Source organism: uncultured Veillonella sp., assembly GCF_963524655.1.
Classification (GTDB): Bacteria; Bacillota; Negativicutes; order Veillonellales; family Veillonellaceae; genus Veillonella.
Genome location: NZ_CAURHA010000007.1, coordinates 15,035 through 41,071, shown reverse-complemented (window position 1 = coordinate 41,071; position 26,037 = coordinate 15,035). Strand labels below are relative to the sequence as shown.

Annotated in this window: 23 protein-coding genes; 4 read left to right on the top strand and 19 right to left on the bottom strand. The window is 40.1% G+C overall.

All coding sequences use genetic code 11. The features are described 5' to 3' along the window. From RYM16_RS02655 to RYM16_RS02615, 9 genes are all read right to left on the bottom strand, one after another. Positions 1-954, bottom strand: a complete 954-nt coding sequence (locus tag RYM16_RS02655; protein ID WP_156719814.1) for an ABC transporter substrate-binding protein — start codon at positions 952-954, stop codon at positions 1-3. A 282-nt stretch (positions 955-1,236) separates the two neighbouring features. Further along, on the bottom strand, positions 1,237-2,868 hold the full coding sequence (locus tag RYM16_RS02650) for a glycosyltransferase family 39 protein (protein ID WP_314982123.1): 1,632 nt from the start codon (positions 2,866-2,868) through the stop codon (positions 1,237-1,239). Between the two features lie 11 nt (positions 2,869-2,879). Further along, positions 2,880-3,467: a DedA family protein gene (locus RYM16_RS02645; RefSeq protein ID WP_105097457.1), complete on the bottom strand. Its 588-nt coding sequence runs from the start codon at positions 3,465-3,467 to the stop codon at positions 2,880-2,882. A 162-nt stretch (positions 3,468-3,629) separates the two neighbouring features. Further along, positions 3,630-3,851: a DUF2922 domain-containing protein gene (locus tag RYM16_RS02640; RefSeq protein ID WP_009352278.1), complete on the bottom strand. Its 222-nt coding sequence runs from the start codon at positions 3,849-3,851 to the stop codon at positions 3,630-3,632. 273 nt (positions 3,852-4,124) lie between these two features. Continuing rightward, positions 4,125-4,331 (bottom strand): DUF1659 domain-containing protein, encoded by a 207-nt coding sequence (locus RYM16_RS02635; RefSeq protein ID WP_009352393.1) that lies wholly within the window; start codon positions 4,329-4,331, stop codon positions 4,125-4,127. A 294-nt stretch (positions 4,332-4,625) separates the two neighbouring features. After that, positions 4,626-5,372 carry a hypothetical protein gene (locus RYM16_RS02630; protein ID WP_314982121.1) on the bottom strand — a complete coding sequence of 249 codons (747 nt, stop codon included), beginning with the start codon at positions 5,370-5,372 and terminating at the stop codon, positions 4,626-4,628. Between the two features lie 367 nt (positions 5,373-5,739). Beyond that, positions 5,740-6,615, bottom strand: coding sequence for a CoB--CoM heterodisulfide reductase iron-sulfur subunit B family protein (locus tag RYM16_RS02625; RefSeq protein WP_105081747.1), 876 nt, complete (start codon positions 6,613-6,615; stop codon positions 5,740-5,742). Next, positions 6,615-7,577: a succinate dehydrogenase/fumarate reductase iron-sulfur subunit gene (locus RYM16_RS02620; RefSeq protein ID WP_314982119.1), complete on the bottom strand. Its 963-nt coding sequence runs from the start codon at positions 7,575-7,577 to the stop codon at positions 6,615-6,617. The genes RYM16_RS02625 and RYM16_RS02620 overlap by 1 nt, the downstream gene beginning before the upstream one ends. Position 7,578: 1 nt before the next feature. Then, positions 7,579-9,297 (bottom strand): FAD-binding protein, encoded by a 1,719-nt coding sequence (locus tag RYM16_RS02615; RefSeq protein WP_314982117.1) that lies wholly within the window; start codon positions 9,295-9,297, stop codon positions 7,579-7,581. Positions 9,298-10,180: 883 nt separating this feature from the next. Between RYM16_RS02615 and RYM16_RS02610 the strand changes: the two genes are divergently transcribed. Further along, entirely contained in the window at positions 10,181-10,855 is a 675-nt protein-coding gene (locus RYM16_RS02610) for a response regulator transcription factor (protein WP_004698139.1), read from the top strand. Then, a complete protein-coding gene (locus RYM16_RS02605; protein ID WP_314982115.1) occupies positions 10,833-12,248 on the top strand; it encodes a HAMP domain-containing sensor histidine kinase in 1,416 nt (471 codons plus the stop codon). The genes RYM16_RS02610 and RYM16_RS02605 overlap by 23 nt, the downstream gene beginning before the upstream one ends. A gap of 46 nt (positions 12,249-12,294) precedes the next feature. On the opposite strand, the gene RYM16_RS02600 is transcribed toward RYM16_RS02605, so the two are convergent. From RYM16_RS02600 to pta, 7 genes are all read right to left on the bottom strand, one after another. Continuing rightward, positions 12,295-13,608, bottom strand: a complete 1,314-nt coding sequence (locus RYM16_RS02600; RefSeq protein ID WP_314982113.1) for a DUF445 domain-containing protein — start codon at positions 13,606-13,608, stop codon at positions 12,295-12,297. Further along, positions 13,605-14,840, bottom strand: coding sequence for a DUF445 family protein (locus RYM16_RS02595; protein ID WP_288187607.1), 1,236 nt, complete (start codon positions 14,838-14,840; stop codon positions 13,605-13,607). Before RYM16_RS02595 ends, RYM16_RS02600 begins: the two co-directional genes overlap by 4 nt. A 104-nt stretch (positions 14,841-14,944) precedes the next feature. Beyond that, on the bottom strand, positions 14,945-15,646 hold the full coding sequence (locus RYM16_RS02590; protein WP_105081750.1) for an MBL fold metallo-hydrolase: 702 nt from the start codon (positions 15,644-15,646) through the stop codon (positions 14,945-14,947). A 246-nt stretch (positions 15,647-15,892) separates the two neighbouring features. Further along, the gene (locus tag RYM16_RS02585) at positions 15,893-16,435 is read right to left on the bottom strand and encodes a glutathione peroxidase (RefSeq protein WP_314727233.1); all 543 of its coding nucleotides are present in this window, start codon (positions 16,433-16,435) and stop codon (positions 15,893-15,895) included. An 18-nt stretch (positions 16,436-16,453) separates the two neighbouring features. Further along, positions 16,454-17,257: a hypothetical protein gene (locus RYM16_RS02580; protein WP_314982111.1), complete on the bottom strand. Its 804-nt coding sequence runs from the start codon at positions 17,255-17,257 to the stop codon at positions 16,454-16,456. A gap of 272 nt (positions 17,258-17,529) precedes the next feature. Beyond that, positions 17,530-18,189 carry a DUF542 domain-containing protein gene (locus tag RYM16_RS02575; protein ID WP_314982110.1) on the bottom strand — a complete coding sequence of 220 codons (660 nt, stop codon included), beginning with the start codon at positions 18,187-18,189 and terminating at the stop codon, positions 17,530-17,532. Positions 18,190-18,443: 254 nt separating this feature from the next. Further along, positions 18,444-19,442, bottom strand: a complete 999-nt coding sequence (gene pta, locus RYM16_RS02570) for a phosphate acetyltransferase (RefSeq protein ID WP_295205753.1) — start codon at positions 19,440-19,442, stop codon at positions 18,444-18,446. Between the two features lie 355 nt (positions 19,443-19,797). Between pta and RYM16_RS02565 the strand changes: the two genes are divergently transcribed. Then, a complete protein-coding gene (locus tag RYM16_RS02565; RefSeq protein ID WP_314982109.1) occupies positions 19,798-20,475 on the top strand; it encodes a lactate utilization protein in 678 nt (225 codons plus the stop codon). Here the strand turns inward: RYM16_RS02565 and RYM16_RS02560 are convergent. Together RYM16_RS02560 and RYM16_RS02555 are read right to left on the bottom strand one after the other, a co-directional pair. Then, complete coding sequence (locus RYM16_RS02560) at positions 20,453-20,728, bottom strand: helix-turn-helix domain-containing protein (RefSeq protein WP_314727228.1); 276 nt, start codon at positions 20,726-20,728, stop codon at positions 20,453-20,455. The genes RYM16_RS02565 and RYM16_RS02560 overlap by 23 nt on opposite strands. Before the next feature lie 372 nt (positions 20,729-21,100). After that, positions 21,101-22,453 carry an NAD(P)-dependent oxidoreductase gene (locus tag RYM16_RS02555; RefSeq protein ID WP_314982108.1) on the bottom strand — a complete coding sequence of 451 codons (1,353 nt, stop codon included), beginning with the start codon at positions 22,451-22,453 and terminating at the stop codon, positions 21,101-21,103. 475 nt (positions 22,454-22,928) lie between these two features. Between RYM16_RS02555 and RYM16_RS02550 the strand changes: the two genes are divergently transcribed. Beyond that, positions 22,929-24,122 (top strand): aminotransferase class I/II-fold pyridoxal phosphate-dependent enzyme, encoded by a 1,194-nt coding sequence (locus RYM16_RS02550; protein ID WP_314982107.1) that lies wholly within the window; start codon positions 22,929-22,931, stop codon positions 24,120-24,122. A gap of 165 nt (positions 24,123-24,287) precedes the next feature. Here RYM16_RS02550 and RYM16_RS02545 read toward each other — a convergent pair whose 3' ends face one another. After that, positions 24,288-25,895, bottom strand: a complete 1,608-nt coding sequence (locus RYM16_RS02545) for a DUF438 domain-containing protein (protein WP_314982106.1) — start codon at positions 25,893-25,895, stop codon at positions 24,288-24,290. Positions 25,896-26,037: the final 142 nt, after the last annotated feature.

The window sequence follows — 26,037 nt, the reverse complement described above, 5'->3', positions numbered from 1 at the left end:
CTATGGTAACAATGATGTATCTACAAACTCTGAATAGGTCGGCACTTTTTTGATTAAATCAATATGTGTCATATGATGCACAAGCGCATTATAACGGTCCTCTGTAAGGGCTAAATCTTTAAACCCAATCACTTGTAAGGAACGTTCAATAATAGGATCCTTAAACTTTAAATATTTTAAGGCAATTTCTTTTTGGGACTCTGGATGCTCATCTAGGTATTTACCTGCATCGAGATAGGCCTTGGTGAAAGCTTTTGCCAAGTCATGATGTTCATCGACGAATTGACCATTAAACACAAGGGCACAGCAAATATTATCATGCCAGAGATGGTCAGGATCTTCGAAGACCTTCCCAGTTCCCATTTCAAGGGCTAGAGAGCCAAATGGTTCGGCTACACTATACCCAGCAATTTGACCTACCGATAGAGCAGATGGCATTTCTGGAGGGCTCATTTCTACGATTTGTACATCTTTTTCAGAAAGACCCGCTTCTTCAAGCATGCAATCCACGAGAACTTTTTGAGTAGATTGTTTATGAGGGATAGCAAAGGATTTGCCTTTTAAGTCTTGAACGGAGTTAATATCCTTATTGACGATAATAATATTACCCTCTGTATGACCAAGTGCAGCAGCACGGACATCAATGCCTTGTTCACGAGCCTTTACACCAAGTTCAACAAGAACAGCTGCGGCATCTACCTTACCAGTATTTAACGCATCCATAAGCTCTGGCCAAGACCCATACTTAACAAGCTCTACATGAACAGGACCATCTGCCGTTTCCAGCTCTTTTGTAGCAAATACTGGCAATGCATGAGTAATTGGTAAATAGGCTACGCGTACAGTCTTTAATTCTTGTGCCGTCTTTGGTTTATGGTGTTCATAATAACCATAGGCTATGCAGCCAATAACCAAGAGAACCACTCCGATGATTAGATACCATGTCTTCTTCATAACTTCCCCTCTTTCTACCTCATAACAAGGGGCGTTTTTGACACATGTCATTTTTCACACTTTTCTAAAACCTAGATGAAGTCTGGTTCTAGAACACCTTGTCTTCTAAACTTATTTATACCCTACTATATCAATATGTATTAATTCTGTCAATAAAACACAGTAATATTGTAGGTATTATTATTTGGGTGCGAGAAACATCTATATACTAAAAATAGGTAGCACCCAAAGGATGCTACCTATTTGCAGTTGTTATTTACTTGTTAGATTTACTTGTTAGACTTACTTGAATATAGTCTTTTTATTCAATACATATACCTCTGATGTACCAGCTTCGCTAAATTCTGATACATTCGGGTAAATAGAGGATTGACGGAAGTGCTTAATTTCGCCTTTTGGAACGATTAACATCACAGGTTTACCAGATGTGATAATCTTGTTAAACTCTTCTTCATTGACTTGTTCCATAAGATATTTTTTTGACCATTCAGCACTGCGTTTTTTCAATTTATCGCGATCATCCCAGCGACTTTCATCACCGTTGATTTTGATAATCTTATGACCTGTATAGTATACAGTCGCTGTACTATAACCGTTATAGTAATATACATCGCCATCATAAGAGTCTACTACTGGTACTACATCAATATTACTACGTTGTTTAATAAATGGCTCTAAGCCTTCTACAACAACGATAGAGGATATCACCATCGTACCAAGGACGATAATAGTGACTAAACGATAGCCTCTTCTTGTAAACCATGCGTGAAGCATAAGTAGTACTGCTATAGCCACCACTACGTAGAGCAAGAAATAGAAGCCCCACGGAGCGAAGAACGTACCCGCTACATAGGCAATCCACAACAGAAGCGTCGGCCCCACAATAATCCATTTTAAAGCTCTAGACTTACCTTTACGAATAAGCTTCATAACGCCCATGGCACCAATAGCACTAAATGGAACGAGACTAACAAAGGTATATAAAGGATATTTAGTAGCCATCAAGGTATAGAATAAAACAATACCTACACCCCAGGTCATATTATAGATAAAACCTGTATGACGTTGTTTTAAACCATCGATAATACCGTAAATAACGGCCCCCGTCCACGGCATAGAAGCGCCGAGGAAGATAGCCAGATAATACCACCAAACATTATCCTCTGGATGCTCGGATTGTGTGGCACGTGTTACATTGTGAAGACCTAAGAAACCATCGATAAAATCTTGGCCGTGAACGCTGTACATGTACGCATACCACGGGAAGCAGACTGCACAAAATGCTAAAATACCACGCCAATCAAAGATGGCTTTCACCATGGACCAAGAGCGGTTGATGCCTGCAAAGACAAGTAATATCATCCCTGGCAAGACAAGGGCTACAGGACCTTTAGTGAGTACACCTAGCCCGGCAAATACATAGGCCACAATCATGGCATATGGTTTCCGTTCCACCAGCCCCTTATAGGAGTAAATCATGACCATCAATGTCGTATATAGTAAGACCATATCCGTAATAATGCCATGAGCTACGGTCCAGAACATGAGAGATGTACCTAGAACAGAACCGCCGATGAGCCCAAGCGCCCATTTACCACTAATGGTGCGCATCGATTGATACATGGTCGCTACTGACAAAGCGCCAAAGATAGCACTTGGTAGACGAACCACCCAATCGGCGATACCAAAGAGTTTAAAACTAAGGGCGATAAGCCAATAAATCATAATCGGTTTGTCGTACCAATAGGTACCATAAATTTGAGGAGACAGCCAATCACCAGAAAGAACCATTTCCTTCGCGGTTAACGCGTAATTAGATTCAACAGGATCGGTAATAGGCAACATATTATTGCCGAACATGTAGAACACGAGCCACACAATAAACATGACTGGTGTTAAGCGAGAGAGTTTCATAAGGCCCCTCCTTATCGACGATTGCGATAATATTTAAAGCCCAGTACTGCAGCTATAATAACAAACACAACAATCATAACAATCAAGAATTCATGATTGTATTCGATAAGATCTTGCCAATTTTCACCAAGTATCTTGCCAAGGTAAACGAGCAAAATCGTCCAAGGAATCGTACCAAGAACTGTCCAAATGATGAAGTGCCACATTGGATAGCGCGCCATACCTGCTGGGAAAGAAATGAAGGTACGAACACCAGGTAAAAGACGACCAAAGAATACGGCCGCACCACCGTATTTATTGAACATCTTTTCTGCTAATTCAAATTTATGTTCATTAAAGAATACATATTTACCGTATTTCAATAATAGAGGACGACCACCATATTCACCCATCCAGTAGGATAATACAGAGCCAACAATCCCCGCCAAAGTACCTACGACCATCGTCGTATGCATATCAAATACGCCCTGAGCAATCAGATATCCTGCAAAACCAAGGACGATTTCACTCGGAATAGGAATGTTAGCATTTTCCAAAACCATTGCAATAAACATGGCTGCATAGCCATACGTTTCCATAAATGAAATAATATATTCCACTGTTTTACCCCTTTTTAATCCCCATATGGGTCCATTATGCACAAATTTTTGGGCATAGTATTTTCATCATTACCATACCTGTTCGGTATACCTTATATTTTACCATAATAAAAAGGCCCTCACCACAAGGTGAAAGCCTTTTTACCATTTAACTGTATACGATTATTGCAATTCAGTAGTTTGAGTTGTTACTTCACGAGCCGTAGTAAATGCAGCAAGTTCTGCATCACCAGAACCAAGGATTACTTTGTTAGCTACTAGCGCATTAGCCGCTGTTTTAGCATCTTGTAAAGTAATTCCAGCACGAGGAGCACTAATTGTGACTGATGTGCTTTTACCACCGACCGTAGAAAATGTAAGATATACAACGCGTTTTTCCGCCATGTGGGCGCCTCCTTTCACGTTTCATAAACAAGTTCTCGAATATAGATAGAATAGGATGATCTTTATAGCTCTGTAGCTCTGTAACTCTGCAATTCTGTAGTTACACTAATTATACTTAGATTAAATATATCTATCTACATTCATATCAATAAGGATGGGAATGTGTGGACTTGCGATTGCTACACCCTTTTACGACTATGTAAGGATGTATGAAATCAGCAATTTAGGATGTGTTTGGAGCAACTAAAACAAGAATATATAGATAATCTACAATTAATGTCCTAAAGATACTTCATTGACGCGGACCACGTCGGACAAGCTGTGGTCATACAAGGCTGCCAGCGCATTACCAACGGTTTTCACATTATCGTCGGACGCTTCTTCTGCAACACGTGTATAGGTTACGTCTTTGTACTTCGGCGCATCTTCGGTACCGATATTAAAACGCAACACCAATTTAGTACGTTTAATGTTAGCCATCGTATCACCTCCTTTCACCCTCTTATATTCCTGAGATCCCCCTTCGACAACCCCCTCGGTGTGAATTAAGGTGATTTTGGTGAAAGCTGATGAATTATCATTACAACTCCTTATTAAGAAGCAAAAAAGACCTTTACTAGTACTAGTTATATATGAGATATAAAACTAGTTTCCGTAAAGGTCTATATACTGCTCAGCCTATAATCAATGTAATAATAAGCGATTAAGTTATAAGTACTATATTATGAGTACTATGTTATCAGTACTATGTTATATGTACTATTCAGTTAAATTTTATTCGGTTTTCAAGGCCAACATGAAGTCATAAGCTTTAACAGCTGCTTCTGTATCTACAAAATGGAACGGATTTAGCATACGACAGAACTTAAAAAGACATTCGTGTTTGCGTAAGATTTCTTTTACATGCAATACCGTATCACGTGCTGTACGGGCTGAACTATAACCATTCATCATGGCATAAAGATAAGAAATCGGTAGGTTGTCCTCACGCAAGTAACTGTGAACAAAGATAAGTAAATCCCAACCTTGCGGTGTTAATTCAGGCCAACGACGGCCATTTTCCCAATCTAGCAACGTAATCTTATCAGTATCTGGATCATAGGTAATATCACGCATGGCAGGACGCCCATGAGATAAACCATAATCATGAAGTTGTCCCAATGTTTTACCAAAAATATAGAAGATATGAGTGACCATATCTTGTAAGCTATCATCATCAGGATGTTGCGCAGGCAATTGACTATAATAAGTTAAAGTCTTACCACACGCTTCGGTAACAAAGTAATGTTCTCTAAAGCCTGCAATCGTTGGTGCTACAGGCAACTGTGTATTCACAAAGGAAATTTTATAGAACTCATAATCAAAAGAAGCTCTAGGAGCTGGCTTAATCCAACTAGAGCGATGATTACTAATATCTTGTTTTACATAATATTTTTGGTTATTAAATTCTACAGGAAAAACGCGATGGTCTTTCTCTTGATCGATCATTCGATCGATATATTCTAATAGCATATCATTCATTATATCCTCCCTGTGTATAGCACTTAATAATATTAAAAATCCCTTTTACATAATCGCTCAATTAAAGTAGACATTCTATATACAACAGATCTCCCAATCGTATAAGTTCTACATTACAAGCCTAACATTATTGTGATTTATGAACTGACGCTATTATATAAGTCATTGCTCATATAAGTGTATACAATCAATATGCTCATTATACTATAATTCTCAATTGATATCAAAATCAAATTTATTTATAAAACTAGTATTTAATAGAAAAACCCCCTAGCCTAAGCTAGGGGGTTCTTCTGGTAATTATGATAATAGGTTTAGATATAGGACAATGCTAGGACCAACTGAGGTCACGTCCTAATCAAACGAATTAACCTACGAATTTAGTCACTGCTGCAGTATCAGTTAAGTGACGTTTAGGCATGCCCATTTCATCAGGGGAGATGCCAAGAGCAAGACCCACTAATTGGGACATGTGCAAGATTGGCATATCTTTGCCACCGCCAACAACTTCTTTAGCTTCTTTTTGGAACATATCAAGTTGCATTTGGCAAAGTGGGCAAGGAGTTACTACGCAATCTGCGCCTTCTGTAGCTGCATCTTTGTTGATGGAGCCAGTCATTTGCATTACGGAATCATGTGCAGGGTATACAGCATGGAAACCACAGCAATCGAGCTTACGGGAGAAGTCGATTGGTGTAGCACCAATAGCGGAAATCAATTCTGCTAAGGATGTAGGCATTTGATAATCTTCGAAGCCCAATTCAGTTTGAGGACGAAGAATATGGCAACCATAGTATTCAGCTACACGTAAACCAGTTAAAGGTTTAACAACTTTAGCTTTCAATTTGTCCAAACCGTAATCGCGAATCAATACCCATAAGAAATGAGTAATATCAGTTGTACCGCGGTATTGTTTACCGATTTGAGCTAATTTTTTGTTAACTTCGTTCTTTTCTTTTTCGTTTTTATCAAGCTCGTTTTTAGCTTCACGAAGCATCAAAGTACAAGTGTTACATACAGTTAAAAGGTTCAAACCTTTTTCTTCTGCTAATGCAATGTTACGTGCGTTTGTAGCAAGTGTAATTTCTGGAGCGATGTCTTGAACGTGGGACGCGCCGCAGCAAGTCCAGCCGTCAAGCTCTTCCAACTCGATACCTAATTTTTTAGCTACAGCAACTGTTGCTAAGTAATCTTCTTTGGCAGCGCTTTCAAGAACGCAACCTGGGAAAAATGCGTATTTCATTATTTGCTTACCTCCTCAGCTGCTTTCATAAGTCTGCGAACACCATCAATACCGTTTACAGGTTTTTGAGGTACTACAAGTTCAAATGGATTGATTTTGCTGTGTTTCCACAAACGTAAAGCATAGAATGCTTGTTTAGCGGAATCAACAACGCCATCAGATTTCAAGCTCATAGATACTTCTTTCAAGCGACCAGTTTTGTAGAGGTCGTCTTTGAAAGCAACCGCATGGCGAACGCCTTTGCTGTTAGTAAGACCAGCTTTAGTAGCTTCTTTACGCAAGTTAGAAATATCCACAGCAGGTTTTAAGTGTTTAGGACAACGGGAGATACAGTTCATGCAGTGAACGCATTTCCAAAGACCGTTGTCGAATGCAGGTTGAATGTGAGCCATAGGTGCATCATCACGGCTATCCAATACGAAACGGTTAGCTTTTGTGAATACATATGGTTCTAAGAAGTCGTCTTCGCGAGCAGTTAATTTGTTACATTCAGACGCGCAACAACCGCAAAGGATACATTCTGTACCAGCAACGAATTTTTTGAAGTCAGCTGGAGTTTGGCGAACAATTTTGTCACCTTCGTTGAATTCAGCTTTAAGGAAGATCCAAGGAGCAACTGTTTTCAAACGATCAACTTTGGATTCCCAATCAACAACTAAGTCACGAATAACGCGGAAGTTGCCGATAGGTGCAATTGTTAATTCGTCAGTACCATAACGTTCTGTTAATTCGTCGATTTTAGCTTCGCAACCAAGCATTGCTTCGCCATTTACACGAACGGAGCAAGCGCCACAAACTGCGGAACGGCAAGCTGCCAAGAATGTTAATGTTGGATCTTGAGTGTCTTTAATTTTTTGAAGGCCCCAAAGAATTGTACGGTCAGCTTCATAATCGAATTTGAAAGTCTGTACAAACGCGCGACCTTGTTGGTAACGGTGGATATGGTAGGTGATTTGTCTCATCTTAGTACTTCCTTTCTTGTGGTTCGTATTTAGTGAACACTACGTCGCGTTCTGTCAATTCGTACTCGCCGTCAGCACCCAATTTGATCAAAGAGTGTTTTAAGTATCTTTCATCATTACGTTTTGGATGGTCTTCACGAACGTGAGCACCACGAGATTCACGGCGGTGTAAAGCGCCCATAGCAATAGCTTTAGCTACTGTTAACATGGAGCCGATTTCACAATAGTTTACGAATGCCATGTTGTAAGTACGTTCAGGGTCACCTACATAACAAGTTTTGTAATCTTCCATCAATTGGTTGATTTCTTCTAATGCTTCAGTAATACCTTGTTCATTACGGAAGATACCTACTTTGTTCCACATAGCGTTAGCTAATGCGTCACGGATTTCAACTACTGGGCGACCGCCTTGGCGAGTCGTTACTTCAGTGAATTTTTCTTCCCAGTGTTTAGCAGCTGCAGCTAATTCTGCATCTACGTTAGGTTGTTCATGTGTTTCAGCATAGTCAGCTGCACCAGCACCGGATACTTTACCGAATACTACGCCGTCTGCCAAGGAGTTACCACCTAAGCGGTTAGCACCATGGATAGAGATACAGGATGCTTCACCAGAGGAGAACAAGCCTGGAAGAGAAGTAGCACAAGTTTTGTAATCTACTACGTCGATACCACCCATGATGTAGTGACATGTAGGACGAATAGGTACTGGAGTTGTCAAAGGATCACAATGTTCGAAGCACATAGCCAAGTCACGGATACCATGAAGTTTTTCGATGATAACTTCAGGACCTAAGTGACGAAGGTCAGCTACTACGTATGCGTTAAGACCAGAACCGAAACCACGACCTGCAGCGATTTCATCTTCGATTGCTTTCGCTACAACGTCACGGGATGCCAATTCCATTTTGTTAGGCGCATATTTTTTCATGAAACGTTCGCCTTCAGCGTTAAGAAGGTAACCACCTTCACCACGAACCGCTTCAGACATCAAGATACCAGTACGACCAAGACCAGTTGGATGGAATTGGATCATTTCCATATCTTTCAATGCATTACCAGCGCGGAATGCTGCTGCCATGCCGTCGCCTGTGGAAAGGAATGGGTTAGTAGTACGAGTCCAGAATACACGACCAGCACCACCAGTAGACAAGATAATAGCTTTTGCTTTAATTTGTTCTACTTTACCTTCTTTCATGTTCCAGATAACTGCGCCACCAACGTGACCGTTTGCGTCTTTAACAAGATCTAAAAGGTACCATTCTTGCAAGAAGTGTACGCCTTCTTTCAAGCATTGTTCGTAAGTTGTGTGCAAAATAACGTGACCAGTTTTATCCGCAGAGTAGCAAGTACGTGGATAGGATTGACCACCGAAGTTACGTTGCGCAATTTTGTTTTGTTCTGTACGGGAGAATGGAGCACCCATGTGGTCCATTTCAAGTACGCCTTCTGGACAGCGAGCACAGAAGAATTCGATCGCATCTTGGTCGCCAAGATAGTCAGAACCTTTTACTGTATCGAAAGTATGAGTTTCGATAGTGTCTTCAGCTGCTACGTTATTCAAACAAGCATTTACGCCGCCTTGCGCCATTGCTGTTGCAGAGCGAGTTGGGAAAATTTTAGTAATAAGTGCTACAGTTAAGCCTTTACGACGACCTACTTCAAGAGCCGCGCGTTGACCAGCGCCACCGCTACCTACTACTAGAACATCAAACTGTTCCATAATGACCTCCTCATAACTACCTTAATAAGAAAATTTGTTAGACTATCTCATTTCAAAAACTTATAAAAATTTTTGATAACCTAATCATTTTTCTTTCAAGAAAAACCCCATACTTATACGATTTTTCTTATTTCTTTACCTATAATTATAGAGAGCATTTTAGGTCATGTCTAAACCCTATTATGCATAATTAATTTTGATTAATCTAATTGATAATTTATTTCACTTAATATTTTTTAGGTAAAATTATGAGGAAAAAAAATTGTAATATGAATAATTTCCACAAGAACTTAAGGATATTACGAAAGTAGTTCGGTTCCGAAATTTTTGTATATTTTTATTTCTCCTAACACATATACGATCCCCATAAATACTAGCTTTTTACTTTATCCCAACTGTTCATAATAATTAATATCCGTTAAATTCCTACTAAAATCACCTCGAATTTAACTATCGAAAGTTATCGGTTTTTTTCACCCATAACAAGCATTTATCTCTGTGATAATAATTATCACAAGTTTTTTTAGTGATTTCTTTCACATCATCCAAAATCAATAAAATCTTAGTCATCTATGCGCATACGGCAATCTTCGATATAGTTCATCTTCATTCATTAGTAGAATTCATTAACTTTCAGTATTTCTCCATTTTTAGGGTTTCAAAACATGAAGAAGAGGCTTATAAACTCGCATAGACATTCATCTTTTGCTCATTCCTATTGTATAAGGTATGATAATAGATAAATAAGTTATATAATATTATATATATAGTCACCTTATATGGTGTTGTGGCTTTCACAATAAAAGAAAGCTTATATATATAATGACTATATTATAGTAGTTGGAGAGCTATATATTTAACTCATACATAAGGAGAACAGAGAATGAAAATTTTACTTGTAGAAGACGAAGAAATGCTGAATGGCATTACGGCCAAATATTTGCGTGCTGAGAATATGACTGTTGATACATGCTTCAACGGTCAACAAGCGATTGATTATGTTAACACATCTAGCTATGACGTTATCGTAATGGATATTATGATGCCGATCCTCGACGGCATTAGTGCTCTTGCACAAATGCGTAACGATGGCAATACAACACCTGTGTTGCTTTTAACAGCAAAAGATTCCTTGCAAGATAAAGTAACCGGCCTTAATACTGGCGCTGACGACTATCTTGTAAAACCTTTTGATCTTGAAGAATTGACAGCTCGTATTTATGCATTGGCTCGCCGTAATGCGCGTCATGCACAAAACGACATCCATGTTGGTCCTCTTACTATTAATGTTCCACAACGTACAGTTAAACGCGATGGCGAAACGATTACATTGACAGCAAAAGAATTCGACCTCTTATTCTATTTAGCAAGTAACGAAAATATCGTATTGTCTCGTCAACAAATTCTTGACCACGTTTGGGAATACGATTATGAAAGCTACTCTAACCTCATCGACGTATACATTAAAGATTTGCGCAAAAAAATCGATACCGATGAGAATGTGAAACTCATTCAAACGGTTCGTGGAGTAGGGTATGTCCTCAAAACTGAAAACTAACGATCCCCACCGGGATTTGGACACCATGTCCGGGGCAGCCACCGATTTATTCAATCGGCTGCCCCTAACCTTTAAAATTATGTCTTGGTATACCATCTTTTTGCTCATCATTTTGATGGTTGCTTCCGCATGGATTTATGCATATACACATGAGTCCGATAACAAGGAAGTACGAGAACGTTTGCAGCAGCAAGCGATGATTATGGCTACGGATATTCGAAAGTTTAAACCCTATCAAGATAATACATTCTTCTTCGTATCCACCCAAGACGGTTATATTATTAAAGGCGCCTTACCGGATGGTTTCCCTAATCAAACAGTCCTTTCCTTAGGACAGGTTGGAGAAATCGCTGTTGGTGATGACACCTTCTACTACTACGATACACCGGTTAACGAACCGAATTATCGTGGTATTTTGCGTGCCGTTACAAAGGTAAAAACAGCGTCTAAAAAGACTGAAAACCTTTTATACAGCTTACTATTAGGAAATATCATATTCTTGCTGATTTCCTCACTAGGTGGTTATCTATTTATCAAGAAAGGACTTAAACCAGTCCGAACCTTGACCAAAACAGCTAAAGTTATCGGTAAGAACAACGACTTGAGCCGCCGTATCGACATTCCACCGCGCACTGCGAAGGATGAAATCTACGAACTAACTACTACATTTAATCGCATGATTTCAGGTCTTGAAGATTCTTCAAACCGTGAAAGACAGTTTAGTTCTGACGTTTCGCACGAGTTGCGGACACCGATTGCGGTTATTAAAGCAGAAAGTGAATTTGCTTTAAAATACGGCCGCACCGAAGACGATTTGCGGGAAGGTTTGACACATATCTTAGAACAAGCTAAGTTTATGACCAATCTCGTAAGCCAATTGCTTGATGTAGCTCGCCTAGAGAATGCACAAGATCTTACCTTCGCTCCTGTAGATGTATCAGGGATGCTGACGAATATGGTTCATGACTATACTCGACTTTGTGCAGAAAACACAGAAAAGCAAATCACCATAACATCTCAAATTGAGCCAAATTTACGCATGACGGCTCACGAAGTATCCTTGCGTCGAGCTATTACAAACTTAGTGGATAATGCCATTAAGTTTACAAATACTACCATCGATATTTCAGCAAAACTCGTAGGTCATGAGCTCGTTATTACCGTGTCAGATAATGGTATCGGTATCGAGCAAGAAAACCTAGAGCACATTTGGGACCGCATGTATCAAACGGAACAATCCCGTAATAAAAAATCAAACCACGGTATCGGCCTCGGCCTGTACTTTGTAAACAAAGTTATTAGCTTGCACCACGGCAAAGTAACAGCCACTAGCGAACCTCAGGTAAAAACTACGTTTACCGTGCGATTACCGTACAATCATAGTGAAGAATAAACTAAAGGGACTGACTAATGGTCAGTCCCTTTGCTGTTATCTAATTTTATCCTACAAATTGTTGCCAGAATGGCATATACACATATTCTAGGAATGTCCATACGAGCAGACCTGCTACAGCACCAACGATAGCACCATTGATGCGAATCCAGCTGAGGTCGTCCTCTACCTTAGATTCGATGAAGTAAATAAACTTCTCTGTGCTAAGGCCGCCGAGCACTTGGCGTATGATGGTTTCAATGAGGTCGTAGCCTTGTTCAAGGACATAGACACCTATATCGTGTAATGTAACTTCAATACGGTTTCTAAGGTCTTCAGATTGACCGTATACGGTCCACAATTCAAGGGCGATATTAACTAATACTTGAGCTGGTGTTTCCCCATTTTCATCCCCTACGAGTAATAGTTCTTCTACATACGGGCATAAATGGTTTTCAATGACAGATTCCCAGTCTTGTTCGCGAATCCAACGCTCCCACGCTTCATCGAGGGCATTACAAACTTCGCGATTATCTTCAATATTGCGAATGGGATCTACCCATTGGCGAAGCCATGCAGTCCGTTCAGGACTATTTGGTCGCTTCCAGTTTTCAAGCATAGCATAAGCCTCTTGAACGATAGCCTGTGCCAACTCATGGTAGTTCACCACATCAGTCGCTTCAGACATAGAGATGAGGAAATCAGACCAGAAGCCTTTTCTCTTTTTCTTATGAGCCTCTTCTGCTACAACCGCTGTAAGCCATGTCACCATAGCTGGATGGTTGATACGTTCTTGAATTACGTTCAATACCTGTACAACCATGCCTTCATAGCGATTATGTTCACATAAATCGAGCAATACGTGTTTTAACACAGGTACGAGGGAGTGTTTTTCTAGCAAACCGCGAATGCGTTTCGCCCCCCACTGTGCCCATTCTTCGCTCGTTTGAGATTTCCATAATAGATGCAACCCTTGATGGATTACAAGACGCGCTGCCCGTTGCCCTTCCGGTGATAGCAAGAATTTTTCAAACAATGGAACAAATTCCACATTATTTAACAATACCTTGCAACGATCCTTGGTCAGCATCTTTGTCTCAACCAGCTTGATAACACCATTGATAAGGCGATCTTTATTTCTTGGAATGAGCGCCGTATGGTATGGGAAACCGAGTGGCTTACGGAACAAAGCAGTTACGGCAAACCAGTCGGCTACGCTACCGATAAGGGCAGACTGCACAGCCCAGTAAAGCGGCTGATACCAGCTTTCAGAACCAAAGAAAAATTGACCTACGAAAGCAAAACAGTACAATAGAGCAGTCAAACCAAGAATACCATTTGCGCGCTGCCGCAAGGTAAGGGATTTCAAATATCTAATCATTTGAGCACCCCCTCTACAAAAATGGTCAAGCCGTAGAAGATGCCGCCTAGGATAGCCCCTACGAGAGAGCCGTTAATACGAACCATTTGAAGGTCATAGTACATCTTGCCGCGTACGATTTGGGTAATTTCCTCAGGTGAATAGCGAGATAGTTCCTGCCCCACCACCTTATCGATAAGAGGGTTCAATTTTTGTAACCACGGAATGCTACGAAGCAAGAAGAACCGTTCAAATGGCGCCTGCTTATCTGGGTTCAACAAGATTTCCGTACCGAGCACATTAAAGCGGTCGATAACGATGTCCATGAGGCGATTCCAATCTACAGTATCGCCGTCGATGAGCTTACCTTCCCATTCTTCGAGAACCATTCGGATCCATTGGTCTTTATGTTCCTCGATAAATGCTTGCCATTCCTTATTAGTTTCCAAATTATTGAAGAATCGAATCGCTTGGCCCCATACGTAGCGACCTAGCGCAGAATCGATGGACTCATTTTCCTTCAAGAATTGAACAGCCTTTTTCTGCACCGTTTCCACCAATCGTTCTGGTGAAAGCCCATCCCCACCAAAGGCAATAGCCAGTTCGCGGAAGAAGGAATCCTTCGTATAGGTTTTCATAATGTCTAGCATGACGCGATACAAATAAGGGTATACCTGATTCGATGCGATAACACGCTGACAGGTACGGTTAAAGTAGAGCCAGAAAATACTTGCTGTTTGGCGTTCTAACATGCAGCGGCCAAACAAGATAACGAGAGGCGTCGCCTTCCAGTTCGTAACACCTTTATAAACAGCCTTATTGATTTCTTGACGCATAGGCTCAATATCCATATGGGATAAGACTTGATTACCTACACCGTACAAGATTTCTTTAATCTGACCTTGTCCTACATCACTCATGCCGTATTCGATAATACGAACCATTACGCGTTCTTTTTTGATGGCATAATACATCTGCGGCACACGTAGCAACTCTTCACTGAGCATGGTACGCCCTATTTGAATAAGACGCTCCTTGCTACGCGGCAAGATGGCTGTCTTAAAAGGAATACCCAAAGGCTTCGTAAAGAGTGCCGTTACCGCATACCAGTCCGCCAAGCCACCAATCATGGCCGCTCCAGATACGTGCATGATAAACGCCCAGAACGTATCCTGTCGTTGTGGATATGCAATTAAAAATATAATAGCCATGACAACCAACAGGGTGGTTGCCACTGGTTTAGTTTTCATCATCACTTGATCCTAACTTACTGAATTACGTATATAGACTCTCCCCATATAACGTAGTGACCTCTAGTGTCACGGACTTTCACAAACTACAAACGGTGAAAGTAGATTTAGAATGTGCATTCGTCGCCATCTTTTTGAGGCGCCCAAATCGGCACATCTCCAAAGAGGGCCTCAAAATACACGGATGGAGTCCATAATGGACCATTTAGATGCATCGGAATAAAGGCTTTTTTCACGTCTACGCGGCGTAAAAACTCAATGCTGCCCCACTCCATAGCGTCTTCGAGACGATTATCGACAGGGAACATCGCCACATCTACAGACAAGCCTTCCAGCTCCTTAAACTCACGCCAAGCCATACGCTTTGCATCTGCATTATTTTCTGGTGTATCACCAAGCCAATGCCACCAGTTGAGGTCACCGGCATGGAAGATAGAATCAGAGTCGATATTAGCCGTATTTGTCTTTACGTAGAAAGAACCGCCTTCATCGGTGCTACCATACATATGGATGCCTACATCATCAAGTGTGGCATCTTGGCCAGGGCGCATGGTAATACATTTTTTCACCTTACCCTCTAATGGTACATCTTGATGGCAAATATAACGAGTTTGAGGACCATCAAACTCCGTAATAGACGGATTAAAGTGATCACCATGAGTATGGCTCACAAAGAACCAAAGCTCACGACCTCGTTTAGCTAATTGCCAAACTATATTATTAGGATCTTTATAATAATCAAACACATAGCAACGCTTGCCATCATCTACGACAAAGCCACTATGAGCTAAAAAAGTAACATCTAACATTATTATCAATACCTCTAGTTTATTGAGAATTTATATCATTCGCATTGTTTATTATACCATATTTTTATAAAGACAGGGCATAAACATCTTCCATTACTATATACGCAAAAGAACCGCTAGTTTACTAACTAGCGGTTCTTATTCATTACGATACTAAAGACTTGACTAAACGAACGATTTTAAGAAATAAGAGGTATTATAAAATAAATATTACATATCCCTTCAACATTTAGCCGTCTGCCCGAATTATAATAATGTTTTAATGAAAGCTTCCATTTCCATCGGTTTTACAACAGGCTCGAAGCGTCCTACCACATTACCTTTACGATCTATAACAAACTTAGTAAAGTTCCACTTTACCTCATCGTCTTTCAAATAGTTAGGATCAATGCCATTGAGATAGTCTGTAAGCATTTCTGTCTTATCACTAGGTGGGAACCCTTTAAATGGTTGCTCTTTAATCATATATTTGAATAAATCCAAGGCACTTTCATCACGCACATCAGATTTCCCCATCACAGTAAAAGTAACACCATAATTCAATTTGCAGAAGGATTGGATTTCCTTATTAGAACCAGGCTCTTCCTCGCCAAATTGATTGGAAGGAACCGCAATAATTTCTAAGCCTTGCTCTTTGTATTGTTTATAGAGAGCCTCTAGGCCCTCATATTGATGAGTAAATCCGCATTTACTCGCCGTATTAACAATGATAAGAACTTTTCCTTCAAATGTTTGTAAGGATTGTAATTCACCAGACTTAGTAGGCAGGGAAAATTGATATACAGACATAGTATCTCCTAATTTAAATTAAAAATCTCTATTATACGTATAACGCACATCATAATCAAAGGCAGCGGTCCTATCAGCAGCAGTTTTTTGCCATTCTGTCGGTGCTGTACCATCTTTTTCAAGGAAGAATCCAGAGTCAAGATAACGAATGATAATATAGTTGGAATCTTTTTGGTCAAAGCCATTGCCACGACTGAAGTCAATGCCATGGCCTGTATTGCAGGTTACGATGGCTTCCAATAATGGCAAGGTAATGGCGTTCAACGTGATTTTCATATCAGGGGAATCAAAAATCTTTTTAAGGAATGAACTAGGTTTTTCTTCCTTATAGACTAACAATTTGCTAATTGTACCATTAGATGCACATACTACGCGGCGGATTTCATGAATAGGAATATCAACCTTACCATTTGAGATAACACCGTTTTTAATAGTGATTTCACGTTTACCCATAATAGAATAATCCAATGGTAATTGAAGTGTATCTAAATTTGCAGGGAAATCTGCTGTCAATTTATGACGAGCAAAAGCTGCGATAACCGCTTTTGTTTCACGAATGTTATGACCAATGTTAGATTCTGTACGGTCCGTATCTAAATCTTGGCCTTCTATATTCTTCCAATTATGGTCTCTAAACATAATCGTATAGTTAGAATTTGAATTTAGATATCTTGTAAGATATAGCTCATTTACATCTTCAAAATCAATGTCAGTTATAACCTGTCCATTTGCATCTTTACAGAGCACACCATTATAACTAATTGTTAACGTACGATCATTACTTTCAAAAACAACAGGATGTGCGTCGAATACAGAAATCATAGCCCTCTCCTTTTCACGACTCTAAACACAACTACACTTGTATATATCAAGTGCATTGACTCAATACATTGATTAAATATATTAATCAAATATTCTTAGCTTAATCATACACCTTCTATATAGGATTATACAAATGATATATTTCTGCCTTTATAGTTATAAAATCATGATGCTTAAGAAAACAAAAGACACCAATCATCCGATTGGTGTCTTTATAATATAAGAATCTAGTTCATAATAGTTCTGTATCATTGAACAGATGAAATTATAATCTATTTCATATCAAACAAAACAGAGTTCTCTAAGAAGATATGCTCATGAAGGCCTTCTTCTAAAGCTTTCATAGTTTTAAACACATACACATAAGTAGCACAGCCATCTGCTGGTGCAGTGTAATGATTAGTCAATTCACTTAAGGATTCTAATAGCACACCTGCAGCTTCGTGCTCGGCACGGAGTTCATCAAAATCTACAGGTTTACCCGCTATAAACTCTGGAAAATCCACATGTTCTTCATGACGGAAATGAGGAACGAGGGCCGATTTCAGTTGAAGGAAGGTTTGATAAATCTTCGTCAATTCTGCCCCATGATGGTCGTAGTGTACATTGAGGAGCTTTGCTAAACCTTGATCAATTTCATCAATCATAGCCAATTGTTCTCGATGATAGTTGTGAACAATGTAATCAATCAATTGCTCTTTGGAATAGCTCAGTACCTCTGCACGAGAGGACTTTTGTACTCGTTGAACAGTATTCAACATAGCGATGTATTCATCTACATCTTTACCTTTAGCCTCGATAGCCTCTACCAATGGATGTCCACCACCACAGCAAAAGTCGATACCATCCTTCGCCAACACATCCATTAACTCTGGATTGACCTTAACCGCATCAGCTACGGTCATGGATTTATTAATAGTATTTACACTCATAAGATACACCTCCAATGATGTAACTCCATTTCGTTCAAATTATATCTATACTATAAGCCAAATTGTAAATCCTGTCTGTCGCAGTAGCTACAAATTTGAGAATACCCATCATCCAATATGAAGGCTACGAAAAATAACAGTAAATCATGAATATACAAACCTATATAATACAAAAAAGCTGGCCCTATAGAGCCAGCTTTCAGCATATCAAAACATATACGACATATGTTTATATATAATTGTTTGGTCAGCTATTAGATGCTTTCAACAGCAGCGATAGCTGCAACGTCTACAACGTCTTGAGCAGAGCAACCGCGGGAAAGGTCATGAATAGGTTTAGCTAAACCTTGAATCAATGGACCAATAGCGTCAGCGCCAGCGAAACGTTGAACCAATTTATAACCAATGTTAGCAGCTTGAAGATCAGGGAAAATCAAGATGTTAGCTTTACCAGCTACATGAGAGCCAGGAGCTTTCTTTTCTGCTACGGAAGGAACGATGGAAGCGTCCAATTGTAATTCGCCGTCAAATTTGAAGTCTACATTGCGTTCTTTCAAGATATTAACAGCTTCTACTACTTTGTCTACTTCTGGAGTGGAAGCGGAACCTTTAGTGGAGAAGGACAACATAGATACGCGAGGATCAGCCATGCCAACAACTTTGCGAGCTTTTTCTACAGTGGATTCTGCAATATCAGCCAATTGTTCGCTAGTTGGGTTAGGCAATACGCCACAGTCGGAGAAGATAAGCATGCCATCATCACCATATTCTTTTTTATCTGTGAACATAACCATAGTGGAAGATACAGTTTTAAGGCCTGGTTTAGTACCTACAACTTGTAATGCAGCGCGCAATACGGATGCAGTTGGAGTTGCGGAACCAGCAACCATGCCGTCTACTACGCCAAGACGAACAAGCATAGCACCGAAGAACAAGCAGTCGCCTTTCATAGTTGCGTCAGCTTTTTCAGGAGTCATACCTTTTTTAGCGCGCAATTCTACGAATGTATCAACCATTTCTTGGTAACGATCGTAGTTAGCTGGATCGATGATTTCAGCACCTTCAATGGATACGCCAGCAGCTTTAGCAGCTTCAGCGATTTCAGCAGGATTACCTACTAATACAGGTGTGCAGAAACCTTCTTTCAAAATGATTTCAGTTGCTTTCAATACGCGTTCATCTTGGTATTCTGGCAACACAATTTTTTTACCTAATGGTTTTACTTGGTCTTTTAATTTTTGAATTAAATCCACGATTTTTGCCTCCTTAACATTGGCTTTACGCCATATCAATACTATTATTATAGCAAATTCAACCTATTGGTAAAAGTAAAAATTATTTCTCACCCTATCATTCCTAGTTTTATACCCTTTTAGTAAAAGTTGGAATCTATTCCAACTTTTCTAATATTTAGTAATAAATTGGGATTTCATTCCAACTTTTACATCATTTTATGACTAATTAGGATTCAATTCCAACTTTTAGTAGAAGATTACGAAGAAAGCTCAACCCTTTTATTGAGCTCTTTCCACATAAAAGGTTACAATAATAGAAACTACACATTCTTTCAAATCCCTAATTATAGTCATACATCTACTAGGAGGACTCATGGCAAATACAGAAACGACCATCAATGCCGTTGTTAATCCGAAAAACAACGATGCACCTATAGATATAGAGAAAACGATTAAAGCCTTAGAACGTAATAAATTCGTAGTCCATTATTTTGAAACGGGTGCCGAAGCCGTTGCGTATTTACAATCTCGCATTCAAAACAAACGAGTAGCCATCGGTGATTCCCACACCCTATTAGAACTCAAGGCTTATGAGGCCTTGCGCGAGGTCAACGAGGATGTAACAGACATTCAGCGACCGTTAGCGGGTGAAAGCTTCCGTGATACGGCCTTACGCACCATGGGTCGTGATGTATTTCTTACTTCGGTAAATGCATTATCCCAAACAGGAGAAATGGTTAATATTGACGGCACAGGAAATCGCGTGGCTGCTTCTTTATTCGGCTCCCAAGAGGTATTCTTTGTACTAGGCATTAACAAGATTACCCCTGATTTAGCATCAGCCATTTATCGAGCTCGCAATGTAGCAGCTCCGCTGAACAGCAAAAAGAATAAGAAAAGCTCACTCAACCCATGTGCCAAATTAGAAGAAAAATGTTATGACTGCGGGTCACCAGATAGAATCTGTAACGCCTTAACTATTTACTATAAAAAGATGCGTAACATGCAAACCATGGAGGTTATCATCATCAATGTATCTTTAGGCTTCTAATGGTTTGCGGTCCATTGAGAAAATCTTGAATGCTCAGCTGTCCTAGACCATTAACGACTCTATAAATCGTAGACCATCTAGGATCGATAGCACCGCTTTCAAGATCACTTATATAAGATTGAGCTAGACCTGATTTATCTGCTAGTTGATACTGTGTCATGCCCAATTGTCTACGCCAAAGTAAAATCAACACACCGAGCTTGTGAACTTCTTGTCGAATTTGTAAATCTCGACAACATACGATAGGATTCATAGCAACCTCTATCTACTTTCACACTCAACACATGCTTATGACCTAACTATAACGATTAACTGCGGCCGCTGACTAGTAGCAGTTGAAAAGCGATAACGTAAAAGCCTTAATAAAAACTAACATCCACATTAGTTCTATTAAGGCTTTTTTCTACGTCTATTAAGTTATGTCCGATTTCATCAATTCGTGGAATTTTAGTATATCTAACAAGAATTAAGACTAAAAATACAGATATTACACTCAACAAATTTTGGTTTTATGAGCATTTATCGTGATTTCTATACATTATCCATACATTAGATGTAGCCTTGAATTCTAATAGCAAAAAGAGGACTATACCTAGTACAGTCCCCTTCGATTATCTTTATAAGATTATTCAGTAATGCTATCTTGTGCCTTTTTGATTTCCATGTATTTAACCATGCCATCAACAGCCTTTTTGGCTTCGCGCATTGCCAATACTACAGTAGCAGGTTTATGTACAACGTCACCGCCAGCGAATACGCCTTTACGGTTAGTCATGCCATATGGATCTTCTGAAGTAATGATGTAGCCTTTTTCATCTACTTTTAAGTTGTTACCTTCACCGATGAGGCGAGCATTTGGTTTATGACCAGCAGCGATGATGATTTTATCAACAGGTAATACTTGGTAATTACCAGTGCCATGAATACCTGCACCATCTTCGTTGAGCGCCATAACTTCGTATTTGAAGCCTTCTACTTTGTCTTTACCTTCTACTGCTACTGGAGAAGCGAACCATTGGAATTGAACACCTTCAGCACGTGCTTCTTCGTATTCAGACAATAATGCTGGCATTTGTTCTTGGCTACGACGGTATGCTACAGTTACAGATTTACAACCTAAACGTACGCATGTACGAGCCGCATCCATCGCTACGTTACCACCACCGATGATGATGACGCGATCGCCTTTTTTCACAGGAATGAGAGATTCTTCAAGATCCCCATTTTCTACTAATTGAACGTTAGTCAACAAGTACATCGCTTGGAATACACCATGGATTTCATCGTTTTCCATGCGTACTTCTTGAGGAATATGCGTACCTGTACCGATAAAGATGGAATCAAAGCCTTCAGCGAAAAGCTCATCCAATGTTTTATCTTGACCGATAAATGTATTACATACGAATTTAACCCCTAAGCCTTCAAGACGAGCGATTTCACGACGAACTACAGACTTGGACAAACGGAATTCTGGAATACCGAATAAGAGTACGCCACCTGGTTCAGATTGGCCTTCAAATACAGTTACATTGTAACCAAGCTTAGCCATGTCACCTGCTACGGACAAACCGGCAGGGCCAGAACCTACTACGGCTACATTACCGAGATTTTGTTGGATTTTCTTAGGTTTGCGAAGTTCATTGATGCTTTCAAAGTCAGCAGCAAAGCGTTCCAATTTACCGATATTGATAGGCGGTTTTTTCGCCTTGTTCATGATACAGTTGCCTTCACATTGGTTTTCACGTGGACATACGCGACCACAAATGGATGGCAAATTGGTACGTTCCGCCAAAATATCGTTGGCCAAACCAAAGTTACCGTGTGCGATGGCTTGGATGAAACGAGGAATTTCGTTTTCAATAGGACAGCCCATTTGGCACAAAGGTCTTGGACAGTTTAGACAACGTTTCGCCTCGGCGAGCGCTTCCTCCATCGTATAATCCGCATCAAAATGTAGTGGTTTTAATTCGTTACTCATGGCACATGCCTCCTAGCAAGGATCCAGTACTATACTTATACAGCGTTGCATGCACCTAAACATTCCGATGAGCCCTCTCACATAGGGATGCCGCCACATGCTGCTAACATTTATCTTTTGTAACCATTCGATAGACGTGTGGTCACTGGTCAGACACACACTATTCTATAGTATATTCTAAATTGTGAAAGTCGAAACCGTCAAGCAATTCTCACAGGTTGTGTATACGGATATAGGCCCTATTCATGCAAGGATTGCATAGAAAAGAACGACGCACAATCCCCATTTTTTAAGTATATATTTACATATACATCTATGCATGTATACTGATTATAGATAGAATAATTCATACATTCTTAACAACTTTACAGGTACTAATACCTTAGCATACAAATATAGAAGTTGATGATACCAATCCAAGATATATGTTTATACGAGGTGCCTTATAAATACACCAGAATGTAAGAGGTTCACTATGAACACCAAAGACTTTACTAAAAAATATTATATTGATCGCCGTGGTTCACACTCTAGAAAGTGGGACGGTCAACATTTGAAATTCAATCGCACCGACCTATTACCTCTATGGGTAGCGGACATGGACTTTCTGCCTCCGCAGTGCATCCAAGAGGCTATTTGTAACTATGTGAAAGCCAATTCTTTAGGCTACACCATGACAAATCCTAATTATCTAGAAGCTGTCATAAGTTGGTACAAACGTCGCCATAACTGTACTCTAAAAAAGGACTGGCTCGCCAGTGCACCCAATGTCATTACAGGCCTCATGTGGTGTATCGGTGCTTTCACAAAAGCAAAGGATGCCATTGCAGTCCTAACGCCTGTATATGGTGCATTCGACACGAGCGCTAACGATGCACAGCGTCAAATCATCGCCGTTCCTATGAGTCGCGACGGAGAAAATCGCTATTCCGTAGATTACGAGGCCTTTGAAACGGCCATCATCAAACACAATGTTACATTATTTATTCACTGCAATCCGCATAATCCTGTAGGTCATGTGTGGACAGAAAGCGAGATGGATCAACTATTTAGCATTTGTCAGCGCCATAAAGCACTCATTATCAGTGACGAAATCCATCAAGACCTCATTACGGGACCGAGGGCCTTTATGCCAGCACTAGCTGTATCTAATGGCGCCTATGCAGATAATCTAATTGCTATGTCCTCCCTATCAAAATCATTTAATATGGCTAGCTTGCACCATGCGGAGGTCATCATCCCTAATGAGGAACTGCGAGGTCGTTATAATACCTTTAAAGGGCTTGTATACCATACTGATTCTGACGTTATTGCGGAAGCGGCCATTACTACCGCCTACACGCATCCAGAGGCTGAAATTTGGCTCTTCCAGTTGCTTGCCGTTGTAAGAGAAAACTATGACTATCTCTGCCAGAACTTGATGGTGGCTTTACCTAAATTACGCATCAGTCCCATGGACGGCACCTACTTGGCGTGGATTGATTTTGGCGCCTACGTGAAAGCCGAGGATATGCACGATGTATTTGAAAATCGATGTGGCATCGCCCCTAGCTTTGGTGAATGGTTCGGTGGTGAACGCTACGCTACCTTTGTGCGGCTCAATTTAGCTACAAGTCTAGAAAACATCAAAATAGCGACTAATAGTATACTTCAACACATACATCCATAGGATATATGTGCACAAAAAAGAGGCTACTCTAGCATCATTCAATGTTAGAGTAGCCTCTTTCTGTTATAAGTCTATACTATTAGTTTTTACAACATGTCGATATTATGGTTTACACATGTTGTATTATAGTTTCACCATAATGCACTGTTAGCATTACATAGGATTTTATTTAGTTCTTCCGAAGTGGTCCTTAGCAAATTGCATATCTTGTACTAGTTCTAATGTGCCAAGGTAGTTATTGTTTTGATCGCGTACGGCCATGTAATTTACATAGAATGGGCGACCTACCTTTTCAAGCCAAACTGCTACATTATCGCGTTCACCATTACGGAAGGACTCGATGATGCCACGTACAATTGGCTCTACCCTTGGAGGATGGCAAGAAAACACATCTCTACCAATAGCTGTTGTAGGGCGTTTGAATACCTTTTCACCGTCGTTAAAATAACGGTTAATGTCCACATGGTCAACGAAAGTAATTTCCATAGGCATTGTATTAAGCATAGCATCTAGTTGCTCTAGCGTTAAGCTGCCACCGATTAAAGCGATTGTATTGCTATCACCACTTGTTGGTGCTTTAGCAGCTAATGCAGCTTCAGCCTCTGCCCAAGCAACGCGTTCTACGCCAAAGATTTCTTCGTATTGTTCAGTGTCTTTGTAGATTTGGTACCATTCTTCAGTGCTAAAGTTCTCTGCACAGATTGGGAACAAAATATTTTGTTCTTTGTAAATCATCTCTTGAGCACGTGTAAGAAGACCATCAAACTCTTCGTACCAAGCATCATCAATAGACGTAGCACGAGCTAGACGACCAAAGCCATCGCGAATATCTCCGTCAACAGTCCACATAACTAGGGATGGACCAGAAATATCGTAAGCCACTTTCAAATGAGGATATAAAAGATCGCCCTTCTTAGCGTAGTGAATGGACACTTGGCGCACTTCGTTTACATCATCTACTGTAGCAGTCTTATCAGCCACTTTCACCTTAAGCGCTTCGATCAAAGCATCAAGTGCTTTATTTTCCTCTGTTAATCGGTTAATCGGATGACCTACTGTTTCCACCAAAGTCACAACGCTTTTGCTCTTCTCTTGAGCTTCTAGTACAGCCTCTACTTTAGCATGTTCTGCATCCATTTGTTCGTGGATAGTAGAACCGTGGAATAGTGCAGAGTGAAGGTCACATAATTGTTGAACCTCAGCCAATGGCGTACCTTCACGCATAAGGCCTTGCTCAGCTTTCATGATTTCACTTGCCTCTACATGAGCAAATTGACTAGCAAAATCTTCACGAACAGCACCAAGGTCTTCGCCTGTGCCTAAACGTTTTAAGAAGCCTTTAAGCTGCTCTACGCGTTCGCTATCTTGCACTGTATCTTGAACTGCATCGGCAGTTGTATTTTCGGAATTTTCCTTAGCGTTAGCAGATGTTTCTACAGAATTAGGCTTCACAGCTGCAGTAGGCGCAGCAGGTGTAGAAGTTGCAGCAGTTGCACCACTAGGAGGAACGCTCGCACTTTCACCATCACCAGATAAGTTTGGCATTTCACCAGTTAATGTAAAACCTGCTTTCATGAAAGCGCCTACGATATCAATCATGGATACGCCTTTCATTTTAGCCCCTTTCGGGATAGTCATGATTTTACCAACAGAGTTCAACATCACCTTATTTGTAATCTCGGTGAACCCTAATTCTTTCATAATCTCTGTTACTTCAGGATATTCTGTTACCAAATCATATACAGATTTGGATAAATCTAATTTCTTTTCCATTTTGATCCCCTCGTGTCAAAAATTTCTATCATATACTAATTCATATGCCTATACGATGCGTATAAGGCTGTTCTACTATTATGTAACAGGTCTATATTCATAACCTATGACTCTATGATAAACGATATCGATTATTAAATCT